The organism is Vibrio iocasae (assembly GCF_042245395.1).
Classification (GTDB): domain Bacteria; phylum Pseudomonadota; class Gammaproteobacteria; order Enterobacterales; family Vibrionaceae; genus Vibrio; species Vibrio iocasae.
The window spans coordinates 926,613-950,604 of the sequence record NZ_CP145311.1 but is presented as its reverse complement, the minus strand read 5'-3'; the positions used below and the strand labels follow the sequence as shown (position 1 = coordinate 950,604).

Annotated in this window: 20 protein-coding genes and 1 pseudogene; 7 read left to right on the top strand and 14 right to left on the bottom strand. The window is 44.0% G+C overall.

All coding sequences use genetic code 11. The annotated features are described in order from the left end of the window. Positions 1-34 precede the first annotated feature (34 nt). Entirely contained in the window at positions 35-1,486 is a 1,452-nt protein-coding gene (locus SNR28_RS14100; protein ID WP_375753244.1) for an adenylosuccinate lyase family protein, read from the bottom strand. 267 nt (positions 1,487-1,753) lie between these two features. On the opposite strand from SNR28_RS14100, the gene SNR28_RS14095 reads away from it, so the two are divergent. Beyond that, positions 1,754-2,965 carry a B12-binding domain-containing radical SAM protein gene (locus tag SNR28_RS14095; protein ID WP_375753242.1) on the top strand — a complete coding sequence of 404 codons (1,212 nt, stop codon included), beginning with the start codon at positions 1,754-1,756 and terminating at the stop codon, positions 2,963-2,965. Between the two features lie 61 nt (positions 2,966-3,026). Here SNR28_RS14095 and SNR28_RS14090 read toward each other — a convergent pair whose 3' ends face one another. From SNR28_RS14090 to SNR28_RS14055, 8 genes are all read right to left on the bottom strand, one after another. Further along, complete coding sequence (locus SNR28_RS14090) at positions 3,027-3,896, bottom strand: AraC family transcriptional regulator (protein ID WP_375753240.1); 870 nt, start codon at positions 3,894-3,896, stop codon at positions 3,027-3,029. Positions 3,897-4,004: 108 nt separating this feature from the next. Further along, positions 4,005-4,367 (bottom strand): fumarate reductase subunit FrdD, encoded by a 363-nt coding sequence (gene frdD / locus SNR28_RS14085; protein ID WP_375753238.1) that lies wholly within the window; start codon positions 4,365-4,367, stop codon positions 4,005-4,007. Positions 4,368-4,377: 10 nt separating this feature from the next. Beyond that, positions 4,378-4,761: a fumarate reductase subunit FrdC gene (frdC, locus tag SNR28_RS14080; protein WP_375748744.1), complete on the bottom strand. Its 384-nt coding sequence runs from the start codon at positions 4,759-4,761 to the stop codon at positions 4,378-4,380. A 3-nt stretch (positions 4,762-4,764) separates the two neighbouring features. Next, complete coding sequence (locus SNR28_RS14075) at positions 4,765-5,505, bottom strand: succinate dehydrogenase/fumarate reductase iron-sulfur subunit (RefSeq protein WP_375749919.1); 741 nt, start codon at positions 5,503-5,505, stop codon at positions 4,765-4,767. Continuing rightward, on the bottom strand, positions 5,502-7,325 hold the full coding sequence (gene frdA / locus SNR28_RS14070) for a fumarate reductase (quinol) flavoprotein subunit (protein ID WP_375753236.1): 1,824 nt from the start codon (positions 7,323-7,325) through the stop codon (positions 5,502-5,504). The genes SNR28_RS14075 and frdA overlap by 4 nt, the downstream gene beginning before the upstream one ends. A 148-nt stretch (positions 7,326-7,473) precedes the next feature. After that, a complete protein-coding gene (locus tag SNR28_RS14065; RefSeq protein WP_375753235.1) occupies positions 7,474-8,961 on the bottom strand; it encodes a DASS family sodium-coupled anion symporter in 1,488 nt (495 codons plus the stop codon). Between the two features lie 353 nt (positions 8,962-9,314). Next, positions 9,315-10,226 (bottom strand): LysR family transcriptional regulator, encoded by a 912-nt coding sequence (locus SNR28_RS14060; RefSeq protein WP_375753233.1) that lies wholly within the window; start codon positions 10,224-10,226, stop codon positions 9,315-9,317. A 150-nt stretch (positions 10,227-10,376) separates the two neighbouring features. Beyond that, a complete protein-coding gene (locus tag SNR28_RS14055) occupies positions 10,377-11,753 on the bottom strand; it encodes an SLC13 family permease (protein ID WP_375753231.1) in 1,377 nt (458 codons plus the stop codon). Positions 11,754-12,199: 446 nt separating this feature from the next. On the opposite strand from SNR28_RS14055, the gene SNR28_RS14050 reads away from it, so the two are divergent. Both SNR28_RS14050 and SNR28_RS14045 read left to right on the top strand, forming a co-directional pair. After that, positions 12,200-13,885 (top strand): NAD-dependent malic enzyme, encoded by a 1,686-nt coding sequence (locus SNR28_RS14050; RefSeq protein WP_375753230.1) that lies wholly within the window; start codon positions 12,200-12,202, stop codon positions 13,883-13,885. A gap of 212 nt (positions 13,886-14,097) precedes the next feature. Continuing rightward, positions 14,098-15,987, top strand: a complete 1,890-nt coding sequence (locus tag SNR28_RS14045; RefSeq protein ID WP_375753228.1) for a methyl-accepting chemotaxis protein — start codon at positions 14,098-14,100, stop codon at positions 15,985-15,987. Here SNR28_RS14045 and SNR28_RS14040 read toward each other — a convergent pair. Both SNR28_RS14040 and SNR28_RS14035 read right to left on the bottom strand, forming a co-directional pair. After that, the gene (locus SNR28_RS14040) at positions 15,980-16,783 is read right to left on the bottom strand and encodes a formylglycine-generating enzyme family protein (protein WP_375753226.1); all 804 of its coding nucleotides are present in this window, start codon (positions 16,781-16,783) and stop codon (positions 15,980-15,982) included. The two genes, SNR28_RS14045 and SNR28_RS14040, sit on opposite strands and share 8 nt — an antisense overlap. A gap of 12 nt (positions 16,784-16,795) precedes the next feature. Next, positions 16,796-17,503 (bottom strand): annotated as a pseudogene (locus SNR28_RS14035) (formylglycine-generating enzyme family protein). Positions 17,504-17,734: 231 nt separating this feature from the next. Here SNR28_RS14035 and SNR28_RS14030 point away from each other — a divergent pair. Beyond that, positions 17,735-18,190, top strand: coding sequence for a hypothetical protein (locus SNR28_RS14030; RefSeq protein WP_375753224.1), 456 nt, complete (start codon positions 17,735-17,737; stop codon positions 18,188-18,190). Positions 18,191-18,291: 101 nt separating this feature from the next. Further along, positions 18,292-19,047, top strand: coding sequence for a hypothetical protein (locus SNR28_RS14025; protein ID WP_375753223.1), 756 nt, complete (start codon positions 18,292-18,294; stop codon positions 19,045-19,047). 45 nt (positions 19,048-19,092) lie between these two features. Here SNR28_RS14025 and SNR28_RS14020 read toward each other — a convergent pair whose 3' ends face one another. After that, positions 19,093-20,487, bottom strand: coding sequence for a DUF1501 domain-containing protein (locus tag SNR28_RS14020; RefSeq protein WP_375753222.1), 1,395 nt, complete (start codon positions 20,485-20,487; stop codon positions 19,093-19,095). Position 20,488: 1 nt separating this feature from the next. Next, complete coding sequence (locus tag SNR28_RS14015) at positions 20,489-22,261, bottom strand: DUF1800 family protein (RefSeq protein WP_375753220.1); 1,773 nt, start codon at positions 22,259-22,261, stop codon at positions 20,489-20,491. Between the two features lie 200 nt (positions 22,262-22,461). Here SNR28_RS14015 and SNR28_RS14010 point away from each other — a divergent pair, with 200 nt between their 5' ends. Together SNR28_RS14010 and SNR28_RS14005 are read left to right on the top strand one after the other, a co-directional pair. After that, on the top strand, positions 22,462-23,052 hold the full coding sequence (locus tag SNR28_RS14010) for an EF-hand domain-containing protein (protein WP_375753219.1): 591 nt from the start codon (positions 22,462-22,464) through the stop codon (positions 23,050-23,052). Between the two features lie 220 nt (positions 23,053-23,272). Continuing rightward, on the top strand, positions 23,273-23,560 hold the full coding sequence (locus SNR28_RS14005) for a helix-turn-helix domain-containing protein (RefSeq protein ID WP_375753218.1): 288 nt from the start codon (positions 23,273-23,275) through the stop codon (positions 23,558-23,560). 44 nt (positions 23,561-23,604) lie between these two features. Here SNR28_RS14005 and SNR28_RS14000 read toward each other — a convergent pair whose 3' ends face one another. Further along, positions 23,605-23,952: a RidA family protein gene (locus SNR28_RS14000; protein WP_375753216.1), complete on the bottom strand. Its 348-nt coding sequence runs from the start codon at positions 23,950-23,952 to the stop codon at positions 23,605-23,607. Positions 23,953-23,992: the final 40 nt, after the last annotated feature.

Below are 23,992 nucleotides of genomic sequence, written 5' to 3'. Positions count from 1 at the left end.
ATAGTACCTATAGGTCAGCTTAACCCAGTACTACTTATTTATACTCACTTCTTACCCAGGATACCGTGCGCTCAACAATCATTTCAGATGAGCCCAGATAGTTTTCTGCTACTACGATATCTTTCTGCTCTTTGTCACTCAAATGCTTCTTAATTGACGGATTCTTCGCAATCACATCTAAAAGCGTATCTTCTGGATCCGACTTCTTAATAGCCTTCTTCACTAAGCTGTACGCCTCTGAACGACCCAGTTTAGCCGTCAGTTTGTTCATCAGGGCTTCAGACATAGAGAAATGCTTAGCAGCAGCAAAGTTTTCCTTCATAACATCTTCATTCACAATTAGTTTAGAGAACATTCTCTGAGCACGCTCAATTGATGCAGAAGAAACCATGAAAGATTCAGGAATAATAGACCACTCTAGAATCCAAGGAGAGCCCTGGCGAGTATCTGTGTGACTCATGATGTCCAGTGATGCCGCATTGTACATTTTACCCATACGGTAGAATCCACCCATAAACTCTGATGCGCGTGGGTTACGTTTCTGTGGCATGGTACTGCTCGCACCGCCCTCACCTTCTTTCAGCTCATTGATTTGAGTGCGACCAAGATTATTAATATCCAGTGCCAGACGGCCCAGAGTTGCATCCATCATAGAAAGTGTTTGTACTATCTCGGCAAAGACATCACGGCTCGGATTCCACGGAGATATTGGTGCGGCTAAACCAAGCTCTGCAGCAAACTTCTGTTGTAACTCTGGCCCTTTCTCTCCGTATGGAGCTAATGTTCCGACTGTGCTTCCGATTTGCGCAGTCAGTCTTGAAGAAGCCTCATCCAGACGCTGAATGTTACGCGCCATTTCAGAAACATATGTTGTCAGGTGTAGGCCGAAGGTTGTTGGAACAGCATCCTGACCATTCGAGCGAGCAAGCATAACGGTATTTTTATGCTTCTCTGCCATATCCGCCATTTGTTGCAGCAAAATAACCGCTTGTTTGCGAATCAGAACGGCACCCTGCTTAACTTGCAGTGCAGTACCTGTATCCATAATGTCCTGTGTGGTGCTACCAAAGTGAAGGTAACCAGAAACCTTATCGTCTCCTGCCTTCTTAAACTGGGAAAGCATTGGTTTGATACCACGGCCTACTTTGTTGGTTCCTTTTTTCAGCTTAGCGTAGTCGATTTCAAGGCTCTTCCCTGCCTTTTCGATTGAGCGATAAGCTTCTTTGGGAATAATGCCGACTTCAGCTTGTGCTTTGGCTAACGCAATTTCAATCTTTACCCATTGCTCAACCATAGCGCGGTCACTGAATACTGCTCGTACCTCAGGCGTACCAAACAGGTCACCATATACTCTTGAATCAAAAACGCTTACAGGCTCTATACTGGATGAAGCAGCTGTATCGCTAGCTGATGCCAGAATAGGTAGGGATGTAGATGCTAACGCCACTGATAGCAACACGGATAGTTTCTTTGCTCTGATTCTCATAATATGTCTCACGATATTTTAGTTTTATAAACAAAACGTTATCGACAATTAGCATTCAGCAATGCATTCGCACAACTTATAGCCAAACATCGAACATTCTTTATTCTTATTTATCTCTTACGCTAAACCAGAACAATCATTTGAACAATTGGTATTAAATCAACCATTCTTGCAGTAAATGCAATATTGCAATTACTTCGTTGATAACCAAAAATTAACCAATGACGAGTTAATCTGAGTCCACTGTAAACACATAGGGCAGATACGATGAAAATCTATTTAATTAAGGCTTCTTCAGGCAGCGACTATTCAAAATACAAAGCAGAAACCGGTGGACCACCACAAAATATTTTTTCTGCAGCTGCTACGACCCCTGCCCAATACGAAGTTGAAATGACCGATGAGACGATTGGCATGAAAGCTAATACAAGTTCTCGCGCAGAACTGGTCGTTATCTTTATGTCTACGCCTGATGCTTATCGTGCGTATGAGCTTGCTAAGACATTCCGCAAGAAGGGTAAGAAGGTAGTGTTAGGTGGTCTACACACCATGTTTATGCAGGAAGAGGCCGCAGAACATGCGGATAGTATCATTCTTGGTGAGGTGGAAAATTACTGGGAACAATTGCTGTCTGATGCTGAAAATAACTGCCTGGAAACACGCTATGAGAGCAGCGAACCGGTTGATTTATCGAAACTGAACCCGTACCCAACGGATATCATTCCACCATCGAAATACCACTACACCTGGTCAGTGGTGGTCACTCGCGGCTGCCCACACAAGTGTAGTTTTTGCCTCGTTCACAAGTTCTTTAATAAGTTTATGCAACGACCAATAGAAGACATTGTTGAAGAGGTTAAACAGCTTAAAAAGCTGGGCGTTCAATGGGTTGAACTACACTCGGACAACCTTACCCATAATCGTGAATATGCAATGCAGCTATTCGAAGCACTAACACCACTGAATATGAAGTTCTACGGTGAAACAACCGTCATGATCGCACGCGATGATGACTTGCTGGCTGCTGCGAAAAAAGCCGGTTTCCAGGCTGTTTTACTGGGTATAGAAACACCATCAGAGGAAGCGTTGAAAGCATCGAAGAAGGGGTTTGTTAAGCCATCCAAGCTGAAGGATTACATTAAGAAAATCCAGGATCATGGCATTGAGGTATGGGGTGACTTTCTGTTTGGCTTCGACGAGCACACTCCGGAGATCTTTAAACAAACACAGGACTTCGTAGAAGAGATTAACGTTGATAAAGTGATTCCCCACAACATTATTCCATTCCCCGGCTCTGAGACATTCAAAAAGTTCGATGAAGAACAGAGACTGCTTACCAAAGACTGGTCTAAATATGATGGAAGCCATACTGTATATCAGCCAAAAGGAATGAAACCATCTGAACTGGATGAAGGTATTTATTGGGTTTGGAAACAAAATTCAGGCTGGACCGCTAAGCTAAGGAAGTGGTTTAAATAACGCCTATTTTAAATGACACTAAAAAATAGCCGAGTCTGCTCCGTAGATTCGGCATTTTTTATTACGCTGCACTTCTAACGTAAAAGGAGCGCCTGAACTCTCTGGGAGATATCCCTGTGTACTTCCTAAAGAACTTAGAGAGATTCGTCGACTCACTAAATCCGGTATTCACGGAAATCACCGATATCGGATCGTTCGAATAAACCAACTGATGCTTAATATCCGATAACAGGTACTTGTCGATAAGCTTCTTACCTGTTGTATCTTCGTATTTCCGACAAAGCGCGTTGAGTTTCTTCCGGGACACATCAAGCGCTTCCAGATAAAAGTTCAGGTTGTGCTCTTCTGTGCAACGCTCTTCAACCATATCGATAAAGCTGGAAAACAGTTCCATATCATTTTCAGGCTCAACCTGAACACACACATTGTCACTGCGTAAAATGCACTTATATAAGATGTTTTGCAGGATATTTTTTTGAAGAGTCAGAGAGAGTGAATCCGATTGATTTAACCCTTCGCGATACAAGCTCGTGAGATCGCTCTCTATTAACTCATTCACGTTATAAATAACATCAAGCTGACGGATGGACCTTTTCAACATGTTGCTCGCCGTTAGGTTGTCTTTAGTAATCAGGTCTTTCTCGGAATAATAAACGACAATACCATCCCAGCTTTTTACTTCCATAAATCGATGGACTTGATACTTGGTTAATATAAGTAAGGTTCCCGGCTTACAATACGTCGACCGACCATCAATATAATGGTATCCATTGCCCTCCGTAATATACACCAGACAGTGGTCATGACTGTTGATGGCTGGGGCGGTTGTCTTACGGCCATAGCTAAGACAAACATCTTTTAGCAAACGCACTTTAATAGTAGATAACTCATTATTAAACAGCGCTGGCTTCAATTCAGAAATTGCATCCATAATTTTATTCAACACTTTTTGCTTGATGAGTCTGATTGAAAGGAATATGCCCGGTGAACCACGGGGCATATTCGAGGGACTCAGACTTGTGACGGGTCTGTATTTAACTTAGATCATGTAGATCAAGGTGATGCTCAGTGCAGTGAGGATCCCTGCAGTGGCATAACAGAAGATCTTACCGGCGGTTCCAATATGCAGCTTAAGATCATGCATACCGTGGTGCAGACGGTGCATCGCATGCCACATTGGTAGTGAAATAGTCAGTATGGTGAAAAAGACACCGATGAAGCTTTTCACAAAACCTGTAACACGGTCATAATTCATTGCTTCAGCATCGATGATACCCAGAGGAACAAGGATACCCAGAACCAGTACGGTCACAGGGGTGATCATTGCAAACCAGGTACCACCGGCACCGAATAGTCCCCACCATACCGGCTCGTCTGAACGTTTTGGATGTTTATCTACCACAATCGACTCCTTATACGATGATGAGAACAATCAGGGAAATCGCCGCTACGGCGCCCCACTGTGAAAGTACAATCAGCTTCTTATCCAGCAACTTACCCTTGATGCGAATTGGCATCACCTGAGGCATCATGCCAAAGAAGGTCTGAGCGTGGAACAAGCTGCCCAGTAGCGCCAGGATGTTGATGATAATCACCAGCGGGTTACCCATGAAGGTCAGCCACGCTTCCCATGATTCAGGGCCCTTCACTAAGCTGCCCAGCCCCCAGGTCAAAAACAGAGTGAAGAAAATCAAAGGCAGTACCGTTGCTTCACGCAACATGTACATACGGTAGAACTTGCTCTTCTGCCACCAGGTGGCTTTCATTTCACGAACATAAGGTTTACGGTTACTCATGTTTTACGCCTCCTGTGGTTTCAGCATCGCAATCATAAAGTCTTTCGAAGATTCTATCTTGCCCTGGTTAACAGCTGCAGCCGGGTCGACGTTCTTCGGACACACTTCCGAGCAGAAGCCCACGAAGGTACAACCCCAAACGCCGTTTTCACCGTTAAGCAGCTCCATACGCTCTTCTTTACCATTGTCACGGCTATCTAAGTTGTAGCGGTGCGCAAGAGTAATGGCCGCAGGACCTAAGAACTCAGGGTTCAGACCAAACTGAGGACACGCGGCGTAACACAGGCCACAGTTGATACACGCAGAGAACTGCTTGTATTTTGCCAACTGCTCAGGGGTCTGGTTGTTTGGCCCATCTTCTGGTGTACGGTCATTGCCTAAGATGTAAGGCTTCAGGGCTTCTAAGCGCTCAATGAATGGCGTCATGTCCACGACTAAGTCTTTTTCAATCGGGAAGTTCGCCAGTGGCTCAATCAGCATGCCATCCGGGTAGTCACGTAAGAAAGTCTTACACGCCAGTTTTGGATAGTTGTTCACCATCATGCCGCAAGAGCCACAAATCGCCATACGGCAAGACCAGCGGAACGACAGGTTTTTATCTAAGTTATCTTTGATGTAACCCAGTGCATCCAGAAGAGACATGGTCTCATCAAACGGCACTTCAAAGGTCTGGGTATACGGCTCTGCGTCTTTCTCAGGGTCATAACGCAGAATGTCGATTTTCTGTACTCGGTTCGCCATTATTTCTGCTCCTCTGATTCACCTGCTTTGGCCGCGGCTTCAGCGGCTTCTTTGGCTGCCGCTTCTTCTGCTGCTGCACCATACAGACGCGCTTTAGGCTGAGACTTAGTGATGATGACATCGCTGTAATCAATCGATGGCGCCGCATCTTCATTGAAGTGCGCCAGAGAGTGTTTCAGGAAGTCCTTATCATCACGCTCAGTGCAGCCTTCATCCAAACGCTGGTGTGCGCCACGGGATTCACGACGAAGAATCGCTGAGTGCGCCATCGCTTCCGCCACTTCCAGACCGTAGCCCACTTCAATGGCGTACAGAAGGTCAGTGTTAAACACCTTGCCTTTGTCTTTGATGCCAATGTTCTTATAACGCTTCTTAAGCTCAGCCAGTTTGTTGATGGTCTCTTCCAGCAGGTCTTCACGGCGGTAGATACCACAGCCCGATTCCATGGTTTTACCCATTTCAGTGCGGATTTCTGCCCAGTTTTCTTCGCCTTCTTGCTCAAGCAGTGCGGCAATGCGTGCTTCCACCGCTTTCACTTGCTTCTCAATCGACGCGTCATTCCAGCCTTTGAACTCTTCGGCACGTTTCACGGCGTTTTCACCCGCTACGCGGCCAAACACCACAAACTCCGCCAGAGAGTTTGAGCCCAGACGGTTGGCACCGTGCAGACCAGAGGATGCACATTCACCCACTGCAAACAGACCTTTAATCTTGGTTTCACAGTTCGGGTCACACTCAATGCCGCCCATGGTGTAGTGCACCGTTGGACGAATTGGGATAGGCTCTTTTGCCGGGTCCACGTTGACGTACGCTTTAGCCAGCTCACAGATAAACGGCAGACGCTCTTGCAGGTACTCTTCACCTAAGTGGGTCAGGTCAAGGTGCACCACATCACCGAGTGGGTGCTCAATGGTGTTGCCTTTTTGCTGCTCATGCCAGAACGCCTGAGACACTTTGTCACGAGGGCCCAGCTCCATGTATTTGTTCTTCGGCTCGCCAACCGGGGTTTCCGGTCCCATGCCGTAATCCTGAAGGTAACGGTAGCCATTCTTGTTGACGATGATACCGCCTTCACCACGACACCCTTCGGTCATCAGGATACCGGTACCCGGCAGACCTGTTGGGTGATACTGAACAAACTCCATATCACGCAGTGGCACGCCATGACGATAGGCCATCGCCATACCATCACCGGTCACGATGCCACCATTGGTGTTGGTGTTGTACACACGACCCGCACCACCCGTCGCCAATACTACTGACTTAGCCTTAATGGTCACCAGTTCACCTTCGGACATGTGAATCGCCACCAGACCTTGTACTTCATCGTCTTCAACCAACAGGTCAACCACGAAGTATTCGTCAAAGCGCTTGATGGAATCGTACTTAATCGAGGTCTGGAACAAGGTGTGCAGCATGTGGAAGCCGGTCTTATCCGCAGCAAACCAGGTACGCTCTACCTTCATGCCACCGAAACGGCGCACGTTCACGTCACCGTTCTCTTTACGGCTCCATGGGCAGCCCCATTGTTCCATCTGAATCATTTCGCGGGTGGCATTTTCCACGAAGTATTCCACGACATTCTGCTCACACAGCCAGTCGCCACCGCCAACGGTATCGTTGAAGTGGTTGTCTAAGCTGTCTTCATCTTTAATGACCGCAGCTGACCCGCCTTCTGCGGCCACAGTGTGTGAACGCATAGGGTAGACTTTTGAAATCAGGGCGACTTCTAAGTCAGGGTTGGCTTCAGCCACTGCGATTGCAGTACGAAGACCAGCGCCGCCAGCGCCGATGACTGCGATATCTGTGGTTATGGTTTTCACAGTTATCCTCCGATAAAAGCTATTAGCTTGTTTTAATTAATGTATTTATTGCTCATAACTAAATGCTTCATATGAATTAAGCACTTAGGTATAGGCGCGAAATTAAGGCGTCACACAGCGTGTGACGCCTTAGTAAGAAAAATCAGGGTTACATCAGACCTAGAACGTTCCACCAAACCAGACCTACACACATAAATAGGACTGCACCAGAGATAGAAATTACAAGGCCATATTTCATCCACTCACTGTCAGAATGGTAGCCATAGCCGATTAGAAGAGGGTTACGCGCGTGGCTATAAGTACTCAGGTTACAACCAAGGTTTGTAATACCAGCAACCGCCAGAACAGATACCAGTGGAGACACACCCAGAGACATCAAAGCACCAATGATTACAGGACCAAGAGCAACCACTTTAGCCGTACCCGATGCGAAGAAGTAAGCCGTGAACAAGTAGAAAGCCATCATAGCAACAAGGAAGACTGTCGCAGACGCTCCGTCAAGACCACTGGATAGTGCACCAGATACTAAATCGCCAACCCAACCGGTAAAGCCAAGTGTTTTCAACTTGCTAGCCATACCCATTAGCACAGCAAACCAAATCAATGTGTCCCATGCACCTTTCTCTGACTTAATATCATTCCAGGTAAGCACACCAGTAAGAAGCAGCGCAGACAGACCTATGAATGCAGAAGTTGTCGAGTGTAAACCAAGTGCTTTACCACCAACCCACATAACGATCAGTCCAACAAACACACCGATCAACTTCCATTCAGAGAATGAAACCGCACCCATTTTCTTCAGTTCGCCTTTTGCGAATTCTGGCGCTTCTGGTGTTTCCTTTGTTTCAGGAGAAATAACCTTGTAAAGAACAAAAGGTGTCACCATCAAAAGGACTAAAGCGGGTAGAAGAAGATAGAAAGCCCAATCAGAGAAAGTCAGAGTTATACCCGCAACGGAAGAAGCAATACCAACAAGTGCAAGGTTACCTGCGAAACCAGTTTGGAAACCGATCGCTGATGCATCGTTCATCGCACTCGCACTAGAAATAAGGAACTTACCTAACTTAGTGTCCGAGTTGTTGATGGTTTTCGCTAGTGAGTTGGCAATAGGAGAGACAATTGCGGAACGAGCAGTGTTACTTGGTGTTGCAGGTGCAATCAGGAAGTCAGCGACACCTAGACAGTATGCAACGCGAAGCGATGATTTACCGAACTTGCTAAGCAACAATAGAGCAATACGTTTGCCAAGGCCTGTTTTGGTAAAGGCTCTTGCAATCATAAACGCGATAATAATAAGCCAGATCAAAGAGTTGTTAAAATGACTCAGTGAGCTAGTGATTGCTGCTTTCGCACCTGCTTCACCACCAGGTCTCAAGATTGCATATGTAGCAAGCCCTATTACAGCTACTGCGCCTGTAGGCAGAACGTTTGCAACAATCGCAGCGATCGTTCCAATAAAGATAATTGCAGTGTGATAAGCGGCATTGTCCAGGCCGGTTGGTGGATCCAGTTGCCACATTAGGGTGGCTACCAGGACTATTAACGCTGTAGGTATAATTTTTGCGACGACAAAAGGTTCTTTCTCTTTTGCATCCATAGCCTGATTAGGCATTTTTTGTGCGATACTCTGGTTCATATTCGTTACCATTCGAGTGATATTTGTAGGGTTAAACCGTCAGTAAAACAGGGTCATTTCGAACAACACATAACCAGTTCAAATGACCAATACCCACAAAATAATCCCACTCAATACTTTCAACAAATTGAATTAAAACAAGATTAATTGCACTTTATGCAAGCTTTATTTATTTACAAAAAAGTAACCTTACAAATGCAAAGGACAAGTTACAGTTACCCTTTAAAAACAGTCTATTAGAGGAAGGTGAATTGATATTAATTAGAAAGGCATGAGAGGTGGAAACATAGTTACAACAACCTCTCAGCGATAAAATCTTTCAAAAACTGAGAGGTCGCGCAGAAGCTCACTACCTAAAAAGAGGGATATCCGTATTTGTCACAGAACTCTTTAGTAACTTCCAAAATGTATTTCTGGAACAAAATGGTGGAATCGGACAAGTCTGCATCAACAGGTTCAAAGAAAGCAAAGTCAAACTTAAAGTCGGTTGTAAGAGGGACGATAGACACCGCGTTATCACCTAAACTGTGAGCAGCTAATGGATCACCAATTGTAAAGCCGTAACCTGATGCAACTATGCTGCAGGCATGAAATGAACTTGCCACTTCAATATCTGGGTTATAAACCATTCCCTGGCTTTCATACAAGCTAACAATGTTCTTTGCCAAAAAGGTGTCTTTAATCAGAGAAACCAAAGGGAGTCCATCAAGATCTGCCAGCGTTATTTCACTACGATTTGACAACGGATGACCATATGGCAGCACCGCAACCGTTGGTAAAGAACAGATCGTTTTAGTCACAATAGAAGGATGCTCCGCAGGAACCCTACCGAGGCCTAGATTGAACTGGTAACCCGCCACCCATTTTTCAATATTCCGCATCGCCTGAACATCAATGTGGACATGGATATCCTTGTGTTCAGCGCACATTCGGGCCACTGCCGGTGACATGATGTTCCTCACCAACCTTGGAATACCTACCACGCGGAGGTGATTTCTATCTGACAGCGTAATGTCTTTTACAATGTCCGGGATCTCATTCAATCCGTATAAGATACGGCGTATTTCCTGATAAAACTTATAGCCCTTAGGCGTGGGTTTAAGGTTTCGCTTCTCACGGGAAAACAACTTAAAACCAACCTGAGCCTCTAACTGAGAAATCTGACGGCTAGCTGCTGATTCGCTCAAACAGTGCTGATCAGCGGCCTTTGCCAATGAGCCTTTCTTCATTATGGTTTCGAAGATCTGAAGTGACTTTAAATTCATAACTCACCAACTCTTGCAAAAAGTGATAGATTAGACTTATCTATTCATTATTTAACAAGTAATGGCGGAAGATCCATTTTTTATATGAATAGTTTGACCAAATAGACAAAAGCCGCACGAATGCGGCTAAAAAGACAGGCGTTTCGGAAATTACATCCAGAACATATAAGCAAAAATCGTAATTACTGTGATACAAGCGATGTTGAGGATAAACCCAGCTCTCATCATATCCTGTTGCTTGATATAACCAGAGCCAAACACGATAGCATTAGGTGGCGTTGCCACAGGCAGCATAAAGGCACATGAAGCAGATACAGCGATCAGAGCCGAAGTTATAATAGGAGATAAACCCATAGCTTCAGCAATAGAAGCAAACACAGGAACCAGTAGCGCTGCACTAGCAGTGTTACTAGCGAACTCAGTAAGGAATACAACAAAAGCGACCACCGAAAAAATTGTGAACAACAAACCTGCGCTTTGTAGAAACGCACTTAAGTTTTCTGCCAGGAACAAACTCGTACCGGATGTTTTCAGAACATTACTCAGGCAGATACCGCCTCCGAACAGCATCAAGACACCCCAATCGGTCGATTTTTCGATGTCCTTCCATTCAACAACTTTCGACACTCCAAGCATTCCCATCGCGGATACCGCAATAAGCGTATCCAGCTTGCTCACACCACCAAGCATGGCATTTAATGGCTTACTGAATATCCAGCAAGTAACGGTTAACAGGAAGATGCCGAGTGTGATGATTTGCTCTTTGTTCCATTCAATTTTCTGTTCTTTAACCGAAAAGGTGTGGTTTAGATTTGGTTTAAAAATAAGGAACAGAATGAATACTGCAAGTGGTAACAGAATCATGGTCATCGGCACACCGTAAGCCATCCATTCGGTGAAACTTAAGCCGACTTCAGCCGCAGCAATCGCATTCGGTGGGCTACCAACAATCGTCGCGATGCCGCCAATACTTGCACAGTACGCAATACCCAGCAGCACAAATAAGTAGGTATTTCGTTCTTTATTAGGATCAATTTTACTAAGAATTCCTAGCACCATAGGTAGCATCATTGCCGTTGTTGCTGTGTTGCTTATCCACATGGAAAGCAAAGCCGTCACGCTAAACAACATGACAACAGCGCCCGCTATTTTCCCTTTTGCCATCGCTAACACTTTGTTAGCAATCGCCTGATCCAGCTTTTGTCTGTGTAATGCCGCAGCAAGAGCAAAGCCAGCAAGGAATAAGAAGATGATGGGATCAGAGAAGCTACTTAAAGCCTTCTTGGTATCAAATACACCAAGACCCACAGCCAGAACGGGAACCATAATGGCTGAAATACTCACGTTAATCGCTTCTGTCAGCCAAATGATGGCAACAAATGTCAGTAGGCTGAGTCCATTAACAATGTGTTTTTCGAATGGTAAATAATTAAGCATTACAAAAAACAGTATTACATCGGCAATTAATATCAGTAAGCTTCTATCTATTTTCCACTTACTGCCCATTGTTAAGCTTAGATTGCTCATAGGCATTCCTTAATTAATATATTTATTAATATTTACGTAGGGTTTTTACATCCGTATTTGGATTAGGCAGGAAAGTATTAGAAAGCCTTAGTTTTAACAATCTCAATAAATGACAATAATCTTGCAATTTAGTTAAGAGTTGAGTCAGGTGAATTTCAAATTCACCAGCTAACACATTGATATTATGCTACTCAGCGATAGCAATCTATTTGCTAAAGCAGCTCTGATTCTCAACAACCAACTCCAGATGAAGTTAGAATAATGAGACATTCATCCTTTTTATATATATTAAAATTTATATCAAATAACCATTCTTGCGTTTTATTAAATTACTGTTCCATTCATTGAAATTGTTTATTAGTCCGCGGTCATTTATTTTACCCAACCAATCTGCCACGCCAGATTATTAAAAATCCAATACAGCCATGACCATTAACGGAAACGCCATGAACAATAGTCAAAAACCTCTCTACATCCCCTATGCGGGTGCAAGCCTCCTTGAGTCACCTTTACTGAATAAAGGCAGTGCATTCACTACTCGCGAAAGGACGTTGTTCAATTTAGATGGATTACTACCGGAAGCAATTGAAACGATTGATGAGCAAACTGAGCGAGCTTATCAGCAGTATAAATGCTTCGAATCAGACATGGATAAACACGTCTACCTGCGAAATATTCAAGACACCAACGAAACCCTATTCTACCGCCTAATTCAGACCCACATCTCTGAGATGATGCCAATCATCTACACACCCACTGTCGGTGCAGCCTGTGAGAACTTTTCTAAGATCTATCGCCGTGCCCGGGGCGTTATCATCTCGTATCCTAACCGACACCGCATGGAAGAAATGCTCAATAACGCTTCAAGACACAACGTCAAAGTCATTGTTGTTACTGATGGCGAACGTATCCTTGGCCTGGGAGATCAGGGGATTGGCGGTATGGGTATCCCAATCGGTAAACTCTCGCTATACACGTCTTGTGGTGGCATAAGCCCAGCTTACACCTTACCGATTGTTCTTGATGCAGGCACAAATAACCCGCAAAGATTGTCCGACCCTATGTATATGGGATGGAGACACCCACGAATCACTGGGAAAGAGTACGACGAGTTTGTTGACCAGTTCATACAGGCGGTGAAACAACGCTGGCCAGATGCATTAATTCAGTTTGAAGATTTTGCGCAAAAGAACGCGATGCCTATTCTGGAAAGGTATAAAGACAAAGTTTGTTGCTTTAACGATGATATTCAGGGCACAGCTTCCGTAACAGTCGGTACACTGCTAGCCGCCTGTAAAGTCGATGGAGTCAAACTTAGCGAACGAAATGTTGCATTTGTTGGCGCTGGTTCCGCTGGCTGTGGTATCGCAGAAGCCATCATCGCACAGATGATTTCAGAAGGTTTATCCGAAGCAAAAGCCCGTTCGAAAGTATACATGGTTGATCGCTGGGGACTGCTTAGTAAAGACATGCCTAACTTGTTAGATTTTCAGGAAAAACTGGCAAGAGACAATGAAGAAATACGCAAGTGGAAAACAGAAAACAACATCTCGCTTTTTGATGTCATCAAAAACGCAAAACCATCCATTTTGATCGGTGTATCAGGTGTACCGGGGCTAATCACAGAAGATATGGTTAAGGAAATGCAAAAGCATTCACCTAAGCCAATTATTTTCCCATTGTCTAACCCTACAAGCCGTGCAGAAGCAACACCTGATGATCTTCTTCGATGGACGAACGGGAACGCTATTGTTGCAACCGGAAGTCCATTTGAACCTGTTGTACACAATGGCCGTAAACACATGATACCTCAGTGTAATAACAGTTATATCTTCCCTGGCGTTGGTTTAGGTGTGATAGCCTGCGGAGCAAAAAGGGTGACTAATGAGATGTTGATGGAGGCAAGCAGAGAACTTGCTGAGCACTCACCTCTTGTTCAAAACGGTGTTGGATCACTACTTCCGCCTCTGGAACAAATTCGTGACGTCTCTATCGCAATAGCTTTTGCAGTGTCTAAAAAAGCAATGGAACAGGGCCATGCAGCAGTTGTCCCCCACGACCGACTCATAGAGAAAATCCTTAAAAACTTCTGGACTGCAGACTACCGACCATATAAACGAACCGCATTTTAATTAACTGTTCCTCTCGTTAGAACCCACCAGCTCCACAGGTGTGGTTCTAACTCCTTTCTCCTAACCTTTTGACAAACCGCAATAATTCCAAAAATTGCAAGTACTCTTATAAAAAGATCAACAAAGATCCTATTGAATAGCTGCTCAATATATCAACAATGAATACATGGTCATCGAAAAACTTATTTGATGAATAAGTAAGGTAAGAAAATATGAGCTTAAAACAAAAGATACTCGTTGTTAGCGGACTGATTTTAATCCTTATGGCTGCCATTCAGGCCACATTGTCTTTATCTACGATGTATTCCAGTACAGTCAAAGGTATTACCGAGACAACTCTGGTCAATGTCGACAATAATCAAAAAATGATATCTCAATGGATTAACAGCAAAAAAAGCGTCATTTCCGCTGTCAAGAGAGCCATAGAAAAAACAGATGATGACTCAACCATAATAAATAGCCTTCATCATGGCATTAACTCCGGTAACTTCTCAAACGTCTATGCGGGCTTTGAAAACAAAGATATGTATAGGCCTAACGGAAAAAACACGAAAAAGAACTACGACCCCACTACTCGCCCCTGGTATAAACGAGTAAAAAACTTTGACGGTGTAGCTGTTTCGTCTCCTTTCTGGGGAAAGTCTTTAAATGCAATGGTGGTTTCTTTTTCAGAACGCATTCTTCAAAACGGCACATCTGTTGGTGCGGTTGGAGCCAGCATAAAGCTTGATGCTGTTAATCATTATGTATCGTCTGTGAAAGCTATCGGCGAAGGATTTGCTTTTCTTGTTGATGCAAACGGCACGATAATTTCTCACCCCAATGAAGAGCTTCGCAATGAACCCATCAATGCGTTATCTGCTGATTTAACACCTCAAGTTATCATCAATAGCGCAGACAAGCATTCCGTAGAGACACACATAATTCAGGGTGAGGAGTATTTTCTCGCCTCATCTAAAATTGATGGACTAGACTGGTATCTCATTGTTGCAGAGCACAAAAGTGTTCTTCTGAGTGACGTTTTCGACCTGCTGATTTACCAATTAGTGATCGCAGTTTCGCTGATACTCGCGTCTTTGTTCGCTCTTTACTTTCTTATCCGTTATCTACTGTCTGACTTGGAAAAGGTCTCGATGGCTCTTAAGGATATCGCTTCTGGTGGTGGTGATCTGACGGTTAAAATTGATACGAAGAGTAATGACGAAGTAGGTAAGCTTGCTCACAACTTCAATAGCTTCGTTGCCTCAATGCACAGCATGATTGCAGACATCTCGAAAGTCTCAGAAACACTAAATGAAAATGCTCAAACTCAGGCTGAATCATCCAAACAGAGAGGCGTTCGAATAAAACAACAACAAGATGAAATTACTATGGTGGCCACTTCGGTCACGGAAATGAGCGCTGCTACGCAGGAAATCGCCAATAACGCAGAAGATGCGGCCCGAAACTCTCAGAAATCCGTAGAAATCAGCAATACTGGGCAAACATTATCCAACTCTAGCCAACAATCAATCAGCGACCTGGCAAATGAGGTTAACAGTGCAAGAGAAGTGATAGGTGCACTCAACCAACAAAGTGAACAGATAAACTCCATCGCAGAAGTTATCCGTGGAATTGCAGAACAAACCAACTTGCTGGCATTAAATGCCGCTATTGAGGCAGCGCGAGCGGGTGAACAGGGGCGCGGGTTTGCGGTGGTTGCTGATGAAGTAAGAGTACTTTCTCAAAGAACTCACTCTTCGACAGAAGACATTTCGCAAACTTTGGCTGAGCTACAATCCACAGCAACGCAGGCAGTATCTGTCATGGAAAAATGCCAGAACCTGGCAACTCACAGCGTTGAAGAAACCTCTAAGGCTGCACAAAGTTTTGAAGACATCAATGAAGCAATATTGGCTATCAACGATATGTCTCTTCAGATAGCCTCAGCTGCAGAAGAACAGAGTTCTGTTACGGTTGAGATCAACAGCAATACAGAATCGATCAACGAGATCTCCGGAAACCTGCTCAAAGATGCCAGTAAAGGGCTGGATGAATCACAAAGCCTGGCTGAACTGGCATCAAATCTGTCAGGTCAAATAGCGAAGTTCAAAATTACTTAGCACATCTGGCACCGACAACATAACCTTGCCCCTGAGGTGCATATGGGGATCGTACAGTGAGTGCGACCCCATCTCTGAATCTCGCAGTCCAGGCACTTCCTCGCAACACTTTAGCATCACCATATTTCGGACCCTTGGGATTTTTATGTGGGCTATTAGAAAAATAGCTTTCTGAATACCAGTCACTTGTCCATTCAAACAAGTTACCGGCCATATCCATCACTCCGTAAGGAGAAGCGCCCTGAGGTTTGCTACCAACAGGTTGAGTGGTTCCTGCACCACATCCCGGGCCCATTTTGCCATCACGCTTCTCGTTCATAACCACTCGGTCACAAGAAGGTGACGGGCTGTTTCCCCAAGGGAAAAGATAGCTTTTTGTTCCTCTTGCCGCTTTCGCCCACTCTGCTTCACTGGGAAGGCGTTTACCTTCGAAACGACAGACCTCTTCTGCTTGTTTGTAAGTTATACAGTTGGCAGGGTGATCGCCGGCCCATGGCATACCATAATTGCAAGCGGCCCCTATATAAGGTTCCGTGCAACGACCAGCGTCAATGCACTCCTGGTATCGGTCGAAAGTAACAAGGTACTTGTCAATCTGATAGGTATCCAAATGTACCTTGTGGGGCGTGGTTCCGGGTAGGCAATAGACACCATCCGAGTCTTTACACCCCATTTCAAATTCACCAGCAGGAATGGTAATCATCTCTTTATAGTCAGCCTCCGCGTACACAGCTGATGAAAACATAACGAGAAAAAGTGTCATGGTTAATCTGGAATTATTTTTGTTTTTCATCATGAAATACCTGTTCTACTTAGCACAACGAAAGCCGATTGCCGGACTTGGATTTGATGGGTAATAAGGGAAACGACCGGTCGTTCGAAGCTCGTACCCCTGTCTACTCATAAAGTCCCCTCCTCTGGTAATCTTTAACTCACCACTTTTAGGCCCTTTTGGGTTTTTGCGAGGACTCACAAAGTAGTAGCCTTCATCGAACCAATCTGCCGTCTATTCCCAAACATTCCCAGCCATATCCATGACACCGTAGGGAGATGCACCTTTCGGTTTCGAGCCAACATTCAACGTATCGCCGGTACCACATCCTAAATAACCCGCATTTGCTCTATCCATGACTGTTCTAGTGCAATCAGGCTCCTTGAACCCCCAAGGATATGTTCGTCCATCTGTACCTTTTGCTGCAAGTTCCCACTCAGCCGATGTCGGAAGGCGCTTTCCTTCCCATTCACAAAATGCTTTCGCCTGATACCAGGACACGCCATTTATCGGGAACTTTTCCGCTTCGGCATTTCCAAAATGCATTAGCCCACCAATTGTAGGCATATCACATCGACCAGCCTCTACACACTTTGTATATCTACGAGTCGTCACTTCATACTTATCTATCTTAAATCCACTGATTTCGACGTTATGCAGCTTTTCTTCGGGTACGTACTCACAGATATAGTCTGTATCCGGATTACATCCCATTTCAAAAGTTGCTCCGGGAATGTCCACCATTTCTGCGTCATTTAATGGTTGGGCCCAAACAAAACCGACCTGAAAAGCCATCATCAGAGGCATAAGTGCCCTGAATTTTGTTATTAACTTCATAAAGAGTTATCCCTGCCAATTACTGTTAATGCTAAGCCTGAACGATCGTAAGTTAAATTTTAGTTACCCATATGAAATTTTTTATCCGCTTCACCGCTCTTGTTAACCATAACTTTATTTTTGTGACATGGTGACCTTATGAAATTCGCTCCATTTAAACATTTACCTGCAGCTTTCATCGCATTCGTATTTATTCAGTCTCTGTTTTTTAAGTTTTCTGGCTCATACGAAACAGAGCATATTTTTGGAACTTTAGGTGAATGGTCGGAGCTATCCTGGTTTGGCACTTACGGTGGATATATGATTGGATTCGCTGAGCTAGTGGCTGCCGGCCTATTGTTTTCTCGATTCCATGGGTTAGGTGCAGCGATGAGCGCAGGCATTATGTCCGGCGCAATCGTCTTTCACCTGTTTACACCGCTAGGTATAGTGATGCCTGAGTTTAACGCGAATGGCGAAGTCATTGGTAATGATGGCGGATTACTCTTTGGTATGGCTTGCCTAGTATGGCTATCTGCTCTGTTTTTGCTTTATCGCGATACGAAAGTACACGGCAACCTAATAAATAGTTTGTTTGCAAAAACAGCGATATAACATTCAAAAACGAGAACCAGTCATCTTTGTTGGCATTTAGAATCGATCTTTGGAGAGCAATTTTCTAACATATAACTATTGCTCTCCATGATTAGTGCTAGATGAAAACGAAATGGTTATTTAATCTTCTTATTGCTGGCTTTGTCTCTATCGTATCCTGCCATACGGCATCGAATACGCTTGCGCTTACCATTCAAAAAAAGCCTGATAGCCCATCTGACAAATATCTTAAATCTTTATACAGTGGCATCTTTGACAAGCTCGGTGTAGAAATCCGTTTTCAACATTACCCACATAAACGGGCTAATCAACGTCTAATTCATGGTGATGTCGATGGCGATACCAGCCGGGTATATGAGTATGGCGAGTGGTTTCCAGAGTTAATTCGTGTCAGAGAGCCCCATTACCTTGGTCACGTATTAGCGGTAACAACCGACCCGGATATTGATGTTTCTTCTCTTAAAAAGATTCAGGATGGGGACTATGATATCTGCTATCACCGCGGCTCCCTGATTGTAGAAAGAAAAATCAGTGAGCTGTTCGACCAATCGCATTTTCGGGCGGTATCCTCAACCACTTTTGGCCTTAGAACCTTAAATGCCAAAAGATGCGATCTCTTTATTGGCGTTGATAACGAACTGATCGGTTTATTAGCAAGTGATGAGTTTGTCGGTGAGAAGTTCTATATAAGAAACTCTCTATACAGCTATTCTGCCCATATGTATCTTTTACCTAAGTACAAAGAACTAGCAGAAAACGTAAGTCAGGAACTGGTTGAAATGAGAGAAACTGGTCAGCTTGAACAATTACAGCAACAAAATGGTCTTAACTTCTATAAATCAGCAAAAGTTGAATAAATAAAGTGCTGGCATACGATATATTGTATGCCAGCACTTTAAACACTAAGCCTTTATAAGACTTGCCAACTTAGATTCTTTCCCTTTCGGCAAGAAGTTCTTAAGGTTAGGGAATAGAGCATAAGTTTGTTCTCTGCTTGCACCAAACCATTGAGCTAACTGAGCGTATAGTTCATCAATGGCAGTTGTCGGAATAAGCACCCCATCACCAACATCCAGGTCATTTTGCTTGCCAAGCGTCAGTGACGGATAATCCCCAAACACTTGACCACCGTTGACTTTGTTACCCATAACAATGGTATTACCGCCCCAGCCATGGTCAGTACCATTGCCATTTGACGTCAATGTTCGACCAAAATCAGAACCAGTAAAAGTAACCACTTTATCCGCTATATTTAGCTCATCAAGGCTCTGTTGGAACTCACCTAGTGCCTTACTCAACACTCTCAACATACTGGCATGGTTTTCGATTAACTCATCGTGGTGATCCCAGCCAATGTATCTCAAAAAGAAGGTCTGCTGCTTATGCCCGAGTTTATCTGCCGCCTTGATTGACTGAGCCACTCTTCGCAATTGCTGAGATAGATCGCTCTCAGAAAAATCCGTATTAATCCTTATACCTTCCGCAGCATCACGATATACCTCATGTTGTGCTTGCGATTCTCGAGTAATTGCCAGATAGCTTTCTTTAAATGGATCACTTCCATACCCCATGTTCAGGCTCTTTTCGAAATGATTCAGGAGCTGATCATTTAGTGGTGTCGACTCTTCGTTAATATAGAGACCGACACTACCCGATTCGGTTATCGAGTATGGTGCTGATGAGTGGCCATTTTGCATAATATTGTTGCCCGCAAGAGAGATATTCATAGGAATCTCATCCAACGCTTTATTCCTTTGCATTGCATCCGCAAAGTATCCAAACCAACCGCGGTTAATTCTCTCCCCAGGCCTCGCTGTTTGCCAATGTTTAAACTGATCCGAATGGGACATTAACCCAAGAGGCAGCGCCACCTGACTATCGTAAAACTCCGGCTTGGTAACGGGCTCTATCATGGGACCCGTATTGGCTACAAAGGCTAGCTTTTTATCATTAAATAACTTTTGCACTTCAGGCATGCTTTCATGTAATCCAAAGCTGCGGCCTTCCTTGTCTTTATAGGAACCCAGAGACAACAAGCTTTTCTTCTGAAGTGCCAGATTACTTCTGGACTGTTTGTACTCTTTGTAATGCTTGTCTGACGTAGGAACCAACATATTAAAAGAGTCGTTCCCGCCATCGAGCATAATAAAGACAAGCGCTTTGTCCTGACCTTCCATATTGCCGAGTACACTTTTCTTTGTCTTCGGTGCAGCATAAACAGGCGCATTTCCTGCCAACATCAGGCCCGCCCCTACAGTGGCCGATGATTTAATAAACTTTCGTCTGGAAATACCCATTTTATGCCTCCTGTACAGTAAATTCGGGTGATATTGCGATAAAGAAAACAATGGTCTGAACCACCCATTCAGGGTTGTCGTCATATGCCGCAAAGGACGACAGAATCTGTGGTTTGATACTCAGTTGCTCGTTACCAGTCAGAAGCAAGCTCAGTTCATCAATAAGCCGGGGATGATTTGCCTTGTTTTCTGCCTTACTAATGTAGGCAGACAAATCAAGGCTAAGTTTATCGGAGCCGTTCCTCTGCAAAATATCCACGTCCAGCTCGGGTACGTTCTGAATATCCGGCTGTGAATTTATCTCTGTACTCACCGCTGGCAGATAACCACCAAACAACCAGTAATACATGTTGTTTACATAGGCGATAGAAGTAGCGGTGTTATGCAGCTCAAACTCCGGAGCCACCAGTTTCGATTCCTCAATCGCCCCATGAGGGACAAAATTAGGTTTATAGAAGTTAAACACCGTCGGTGACGAGAGTGGGTGTTGTTGCAACTGATCCTGAATATCATCACCAATCAACCAAAGTTTATCTGACTGATTTGAAGCATTAAATGCTCTTAACAACTGAGTCACACGAAGTATTGGAGACTTCAGCTTTTGCGATTGAACCAACTTACCATCGGCCTTCTTCGAGGCGATGAAACGCTTTTTGCCTACAGGGTTTTTAAGAGGGAATATCAGTATCTCTTTAACCGCAGCTTTCAAATCACCACGAGAACCAAATGCTTTTGCTACGGCTTCAACATACTCCGGGCTCGGATTCGACGTAACCAGCTGGTTGATCAGTTTCGTTGCAATAAACGGAGCGGTACTTGGGTAGGAAACCAGTTTATCAGTAACAACCCGAATCTCTTCTTCGCCAGAAGTGTGGCTTCTAAGCTTGATATGTCCATTCAATAAGCTTTTTTCAAGACGATCATGATAACTCTCGTCAATGCTCATTGGCTTGGTCATATTCACAAATGGAATCGTTTTAAAGCGTTTCTCGATCCCATCTTCAAAGCTCACTTCATAACCATTGAACTCTTTTTGCCAAAAGCTGTTTTCCCATTCAAATTGGTAGCTGTCTGCTTTAAGGCCAGTAAACACGCGAGCGAGCTCTTTGATGTCACGGTTGTCATAGGTCGGAATTGACTTTCCATTCGCATCCCTTTTTTTACTGCCATCAGGGTTCAACTGATATAAACCGATAGAGAATAGCTGCATTATTTCTCGGGCATAGTTTTCGTCAGGGTGAATATGCTTCGCGGGGTCGGCTTTTCGATTGTTCATATGGCTTAAGTACACACCCATACATGGATGCATGGATACATCAAAAAGCAAGTCTGCATAATTGCCAAATGCGTGCTTGTACAACAGGTCGTAATAACTTGCCATGCCAATAGCATCCAGCTCCAACACTGAGTTGTCGGAAATAACCAGAATTTCACTAAGTGCAAGAGCGACTCGGTGCCTTAAAAGGTGCGATTGTGCTTCAAGAGTGTTCTGCCACCAGCCCATATGGAAATACCACTTGTAAGGCAATGCAGGGTTGTTTCCATCACCATCGATGGCCCTTTGCCCATGAGCCTTAAGCAGCCTGGAGCGAAAATAGCGCCAGATATCATTCGTAGAAGACTCAAACGTATCACCATAAGAAGGTCGAGATTCCAATTCAGATTGCAACCATTTCTCAATACCTATATCAGAGACTTTGTCTATTAGCTTCTGATCGGCACCAAGCGTTGCCTGCATCAGAAACCGGCTAACCTGTTGCTTGCTATTTTTCATCACACATTCCTTTTCGCTTACAAACTAATGTTAGTAAAAAATGAATCATAGACTTAATGATGTTAATTTTTGGTTACCTCTCTTTCCTCATATTTTTTAGCACTCCCCCCGAAAACTTCGTTTTTGATGATAACCAAAAAGTAACCTTTGCTTTCGTACACTCTTCCCATCAACGCTATCAATCAACCACAGGAATTATTATGAAGCTGACTAAAACCCTTTCGTTTCTGCTACCCCTAATGGCAGGTAGTGCACTGGCCTCACCAATTGCAGATTCTATGTTCGATTACTTCGACACAGACAAAAACAATGAACTGACGATGGAAGAGTTCAAAAATAGCGGAGTAGATACTGAAGGTGAGCATTGGAATCAGCAGCTATCAAAAGTATGTACTGAGAAAACACTAAAAATGGTAGAACCTGATTTGGTTAAGACGTTCAAAGCTCTGGACCAAAACAACGACAAGATCGTAACCAGAAAAGAGTTTACTGAAAATGGAGAAAAGGAATATAGCGCTTACTGGAAAGCCTCTTTCGAGGAAGCGGACAAAAACAAAGACAAGTTCTTGTCGAAAGAAGAGTACCTTGCTCAAGCGAATAAATACGTAAACAAGTTAAAAGAGAGCTACGCTGACAAAAATATCCCCGTGGAGTGTAAAGCCGATATGGAATACTGGCAGGGCTACTATGAAAACATCAATCAGTATGCGGAATACTCATTCGACTATCTGGATGATAACGAAGACAATAAGTTAAGCTTCGAAGAGTATATAGGTCAACACCTACGATAAAAATAATGCGACGTGGCGGCAATTACAGGACAATAAACACTAATTAAGTACCTTATCGGTAAGAATTCATCGCTCTTACAAAACTAACATGGATCGGACTTCTATTGATCAAGCGCAAAAACGTTCTTGTCAGATAGGAAATAATGAGGCTGAACATATTGCTTCTGCGCTGAGAAAGTGGTGGTAGATCAATATGCTTAGGACCATTTAGGGAGGATTCATGCAGTTAAGTCCTGTATTTGCCAGACGTTTGTACTTAGCGCTGTTGGTTGAAAGTATGGAAAGACCAAACGTGCCAAAGTTGATTGAGAGAACGGGTTGGCCACGCAGAACGATCCAGGATGTATTAAAAGCTCTACCGGGTATTGGTATTGAGCTGATTTTTGTCCAGGATGGTCGGCGTCATAACGATGGATACTACCAGCTCTCAGACTGGGGACCATTTGATAGCCAGTGGGTAATGGAACGTCAGAGCGACATAGCTTCCACACTAGGTTTTAGAAAGTAAAAATGGCCGGTTAAAACCGGCCATTTTTATATCTCATTCTCGAATTATTGCGCAGCAACCACTGACATTTCGACAAGAATAACATCACGGGCCATACGAGCTTCAACACATGCGCGTGCAGGTTTTTCACTGTTCGCTACCCATGCATCCCAAACCTTGTTCATTGCAGCAAAATCTTTCATGTCACGGATATAGATAGTCACAGAAAGAATCTTATCTCTGTTACTGCCCGCTTTTTCAAGTAGCGCATCAATTTTATCAAGACAACGCTGAGTCTGCTCTGCGATATCCCACTCTGCATCTCCCGCCGTTTGACCACAAAGGTAAATGGTACCGTTATGCTTAACAATACGGCTCATACGTTCTGTGGACTCAATTCTTTCAATCGTCATTATTTTTCCTTTTTTGTTTTAATAGCATCTGTACCGGGCA

Coding starts and splice junctions, on each gene's coding strand:
- SNR28_RS14100 (WP_375753244.1), bottom strand. CDS start 1,486: ATGAGAATCAGAGCAAAGAAACTATCCGTGTTGCTATCAGTGGCGTTA.
- SNR28_RS14095 (WP_375753242.1), top strand. CDS start 1,754: ATGAAAATCTATTTAATTAAGGCTTCTTCAGGCAGCGACTATTCAAAA.
- SNR28_RS14090 (WP_375753240.1), bottom strand. CDS start 3,896: ATGGATGCAATTTCTGAATTGAAGCCAGCGCTGTTTAATAATGAGTTA.
- frdC (WP_375748744.1), bottom strand. CDS start 4,761: ATGAGTAACCGTAAACCTTATGTTCGTGAAATGAAAGCCACCTGGTGG.
- SNR28_RS14065 (WP_375753235.1), bottom strand. CDS start 8,961: ATGAACCAGAGTATCGCACAAAAAATGCCTAATCAGGCTATGGATGCA.
- SNR28_RS14060 (WP_375753233.1), bottom strand. CDS start 10,226: ATGAATTTAAAGTCACTTCAGATCTTCGAAACCATAATGAAGAAAGGC.
- SNR28_RS14055 (WP_375753231.1), bottom strand. CDS start 11,753: ATGAGCAATCTAAGCTTAACAATGGGCAGTAAGTGGAAAATAGATAGA.
- SNR28_RS14050 (WP_375753230.1), top strand. CDS start 12,200: ATGAACAATAGTCAAAAACCTCTCTACATCCCCTATGCGGGTGCAAGC.
- SNR28_RS14045 (WP_375753228.1), top strand. CDS start 14,098: ATGAGCTTAAAACAAAAGATACTCGTTGTTAGCGGACTGATTTTAATC.
- SNR28_RS14040 (WP_375753226.1), bottom strand. CDS start 16,783: ATGATGAAAAACAAAAATAATTCCAGATTAACCATGACACTTTTTCTC.
- SNR28_RS14030 (WP_375753224.1), top strand. CDS start 17,735: ATGAAATTCGCTCCATTTAAACATTTACCTGCAGCTTTCATCGCATTC.
- SNR28_RS14025 (WP_375753223.1), top strand. CDS start 18,292: ATGAAAACGAAATGGTTATTTAATCTTCTTATTGCTGGCTTTGTCTCT.
- SNR28_RS14020 (WP_375753222.1), bottom strand. CDS start 20,487: ATGGGTATTTCCAGACGAAAGTTTATTAAATCATCGGCCACTGTAGGG.
- SNR28_RS14015 (WP_375753220.1), bottom strand. CDS start 22,261: ATGAAAAATAGCAAGCAACAGGTTAGCCGGTTTCTGATGCAGGCAACG.
- SNR28_RS14010 (WP_375753219.1), top strand. CDS start 22,462: ATGAAGCTGACTAAAACCCTTTCGTTTCTGCTACCCCTAATGGCAGGT.
- SNR28_RS14005 (WP_375753218.1), top strand. CDS start 23,273: ATGCAGTTAAGTCCTGTATTTGCCAGACGTTTGTACTTAGCGCTGTTG.
- SNR28_RS14000 (WP_375753216.1), bottom strand. CDS start 23,952: ATGACGATTGAAAGAATTGAGTCCACAGAACGTATGAGCCGTATTGTT.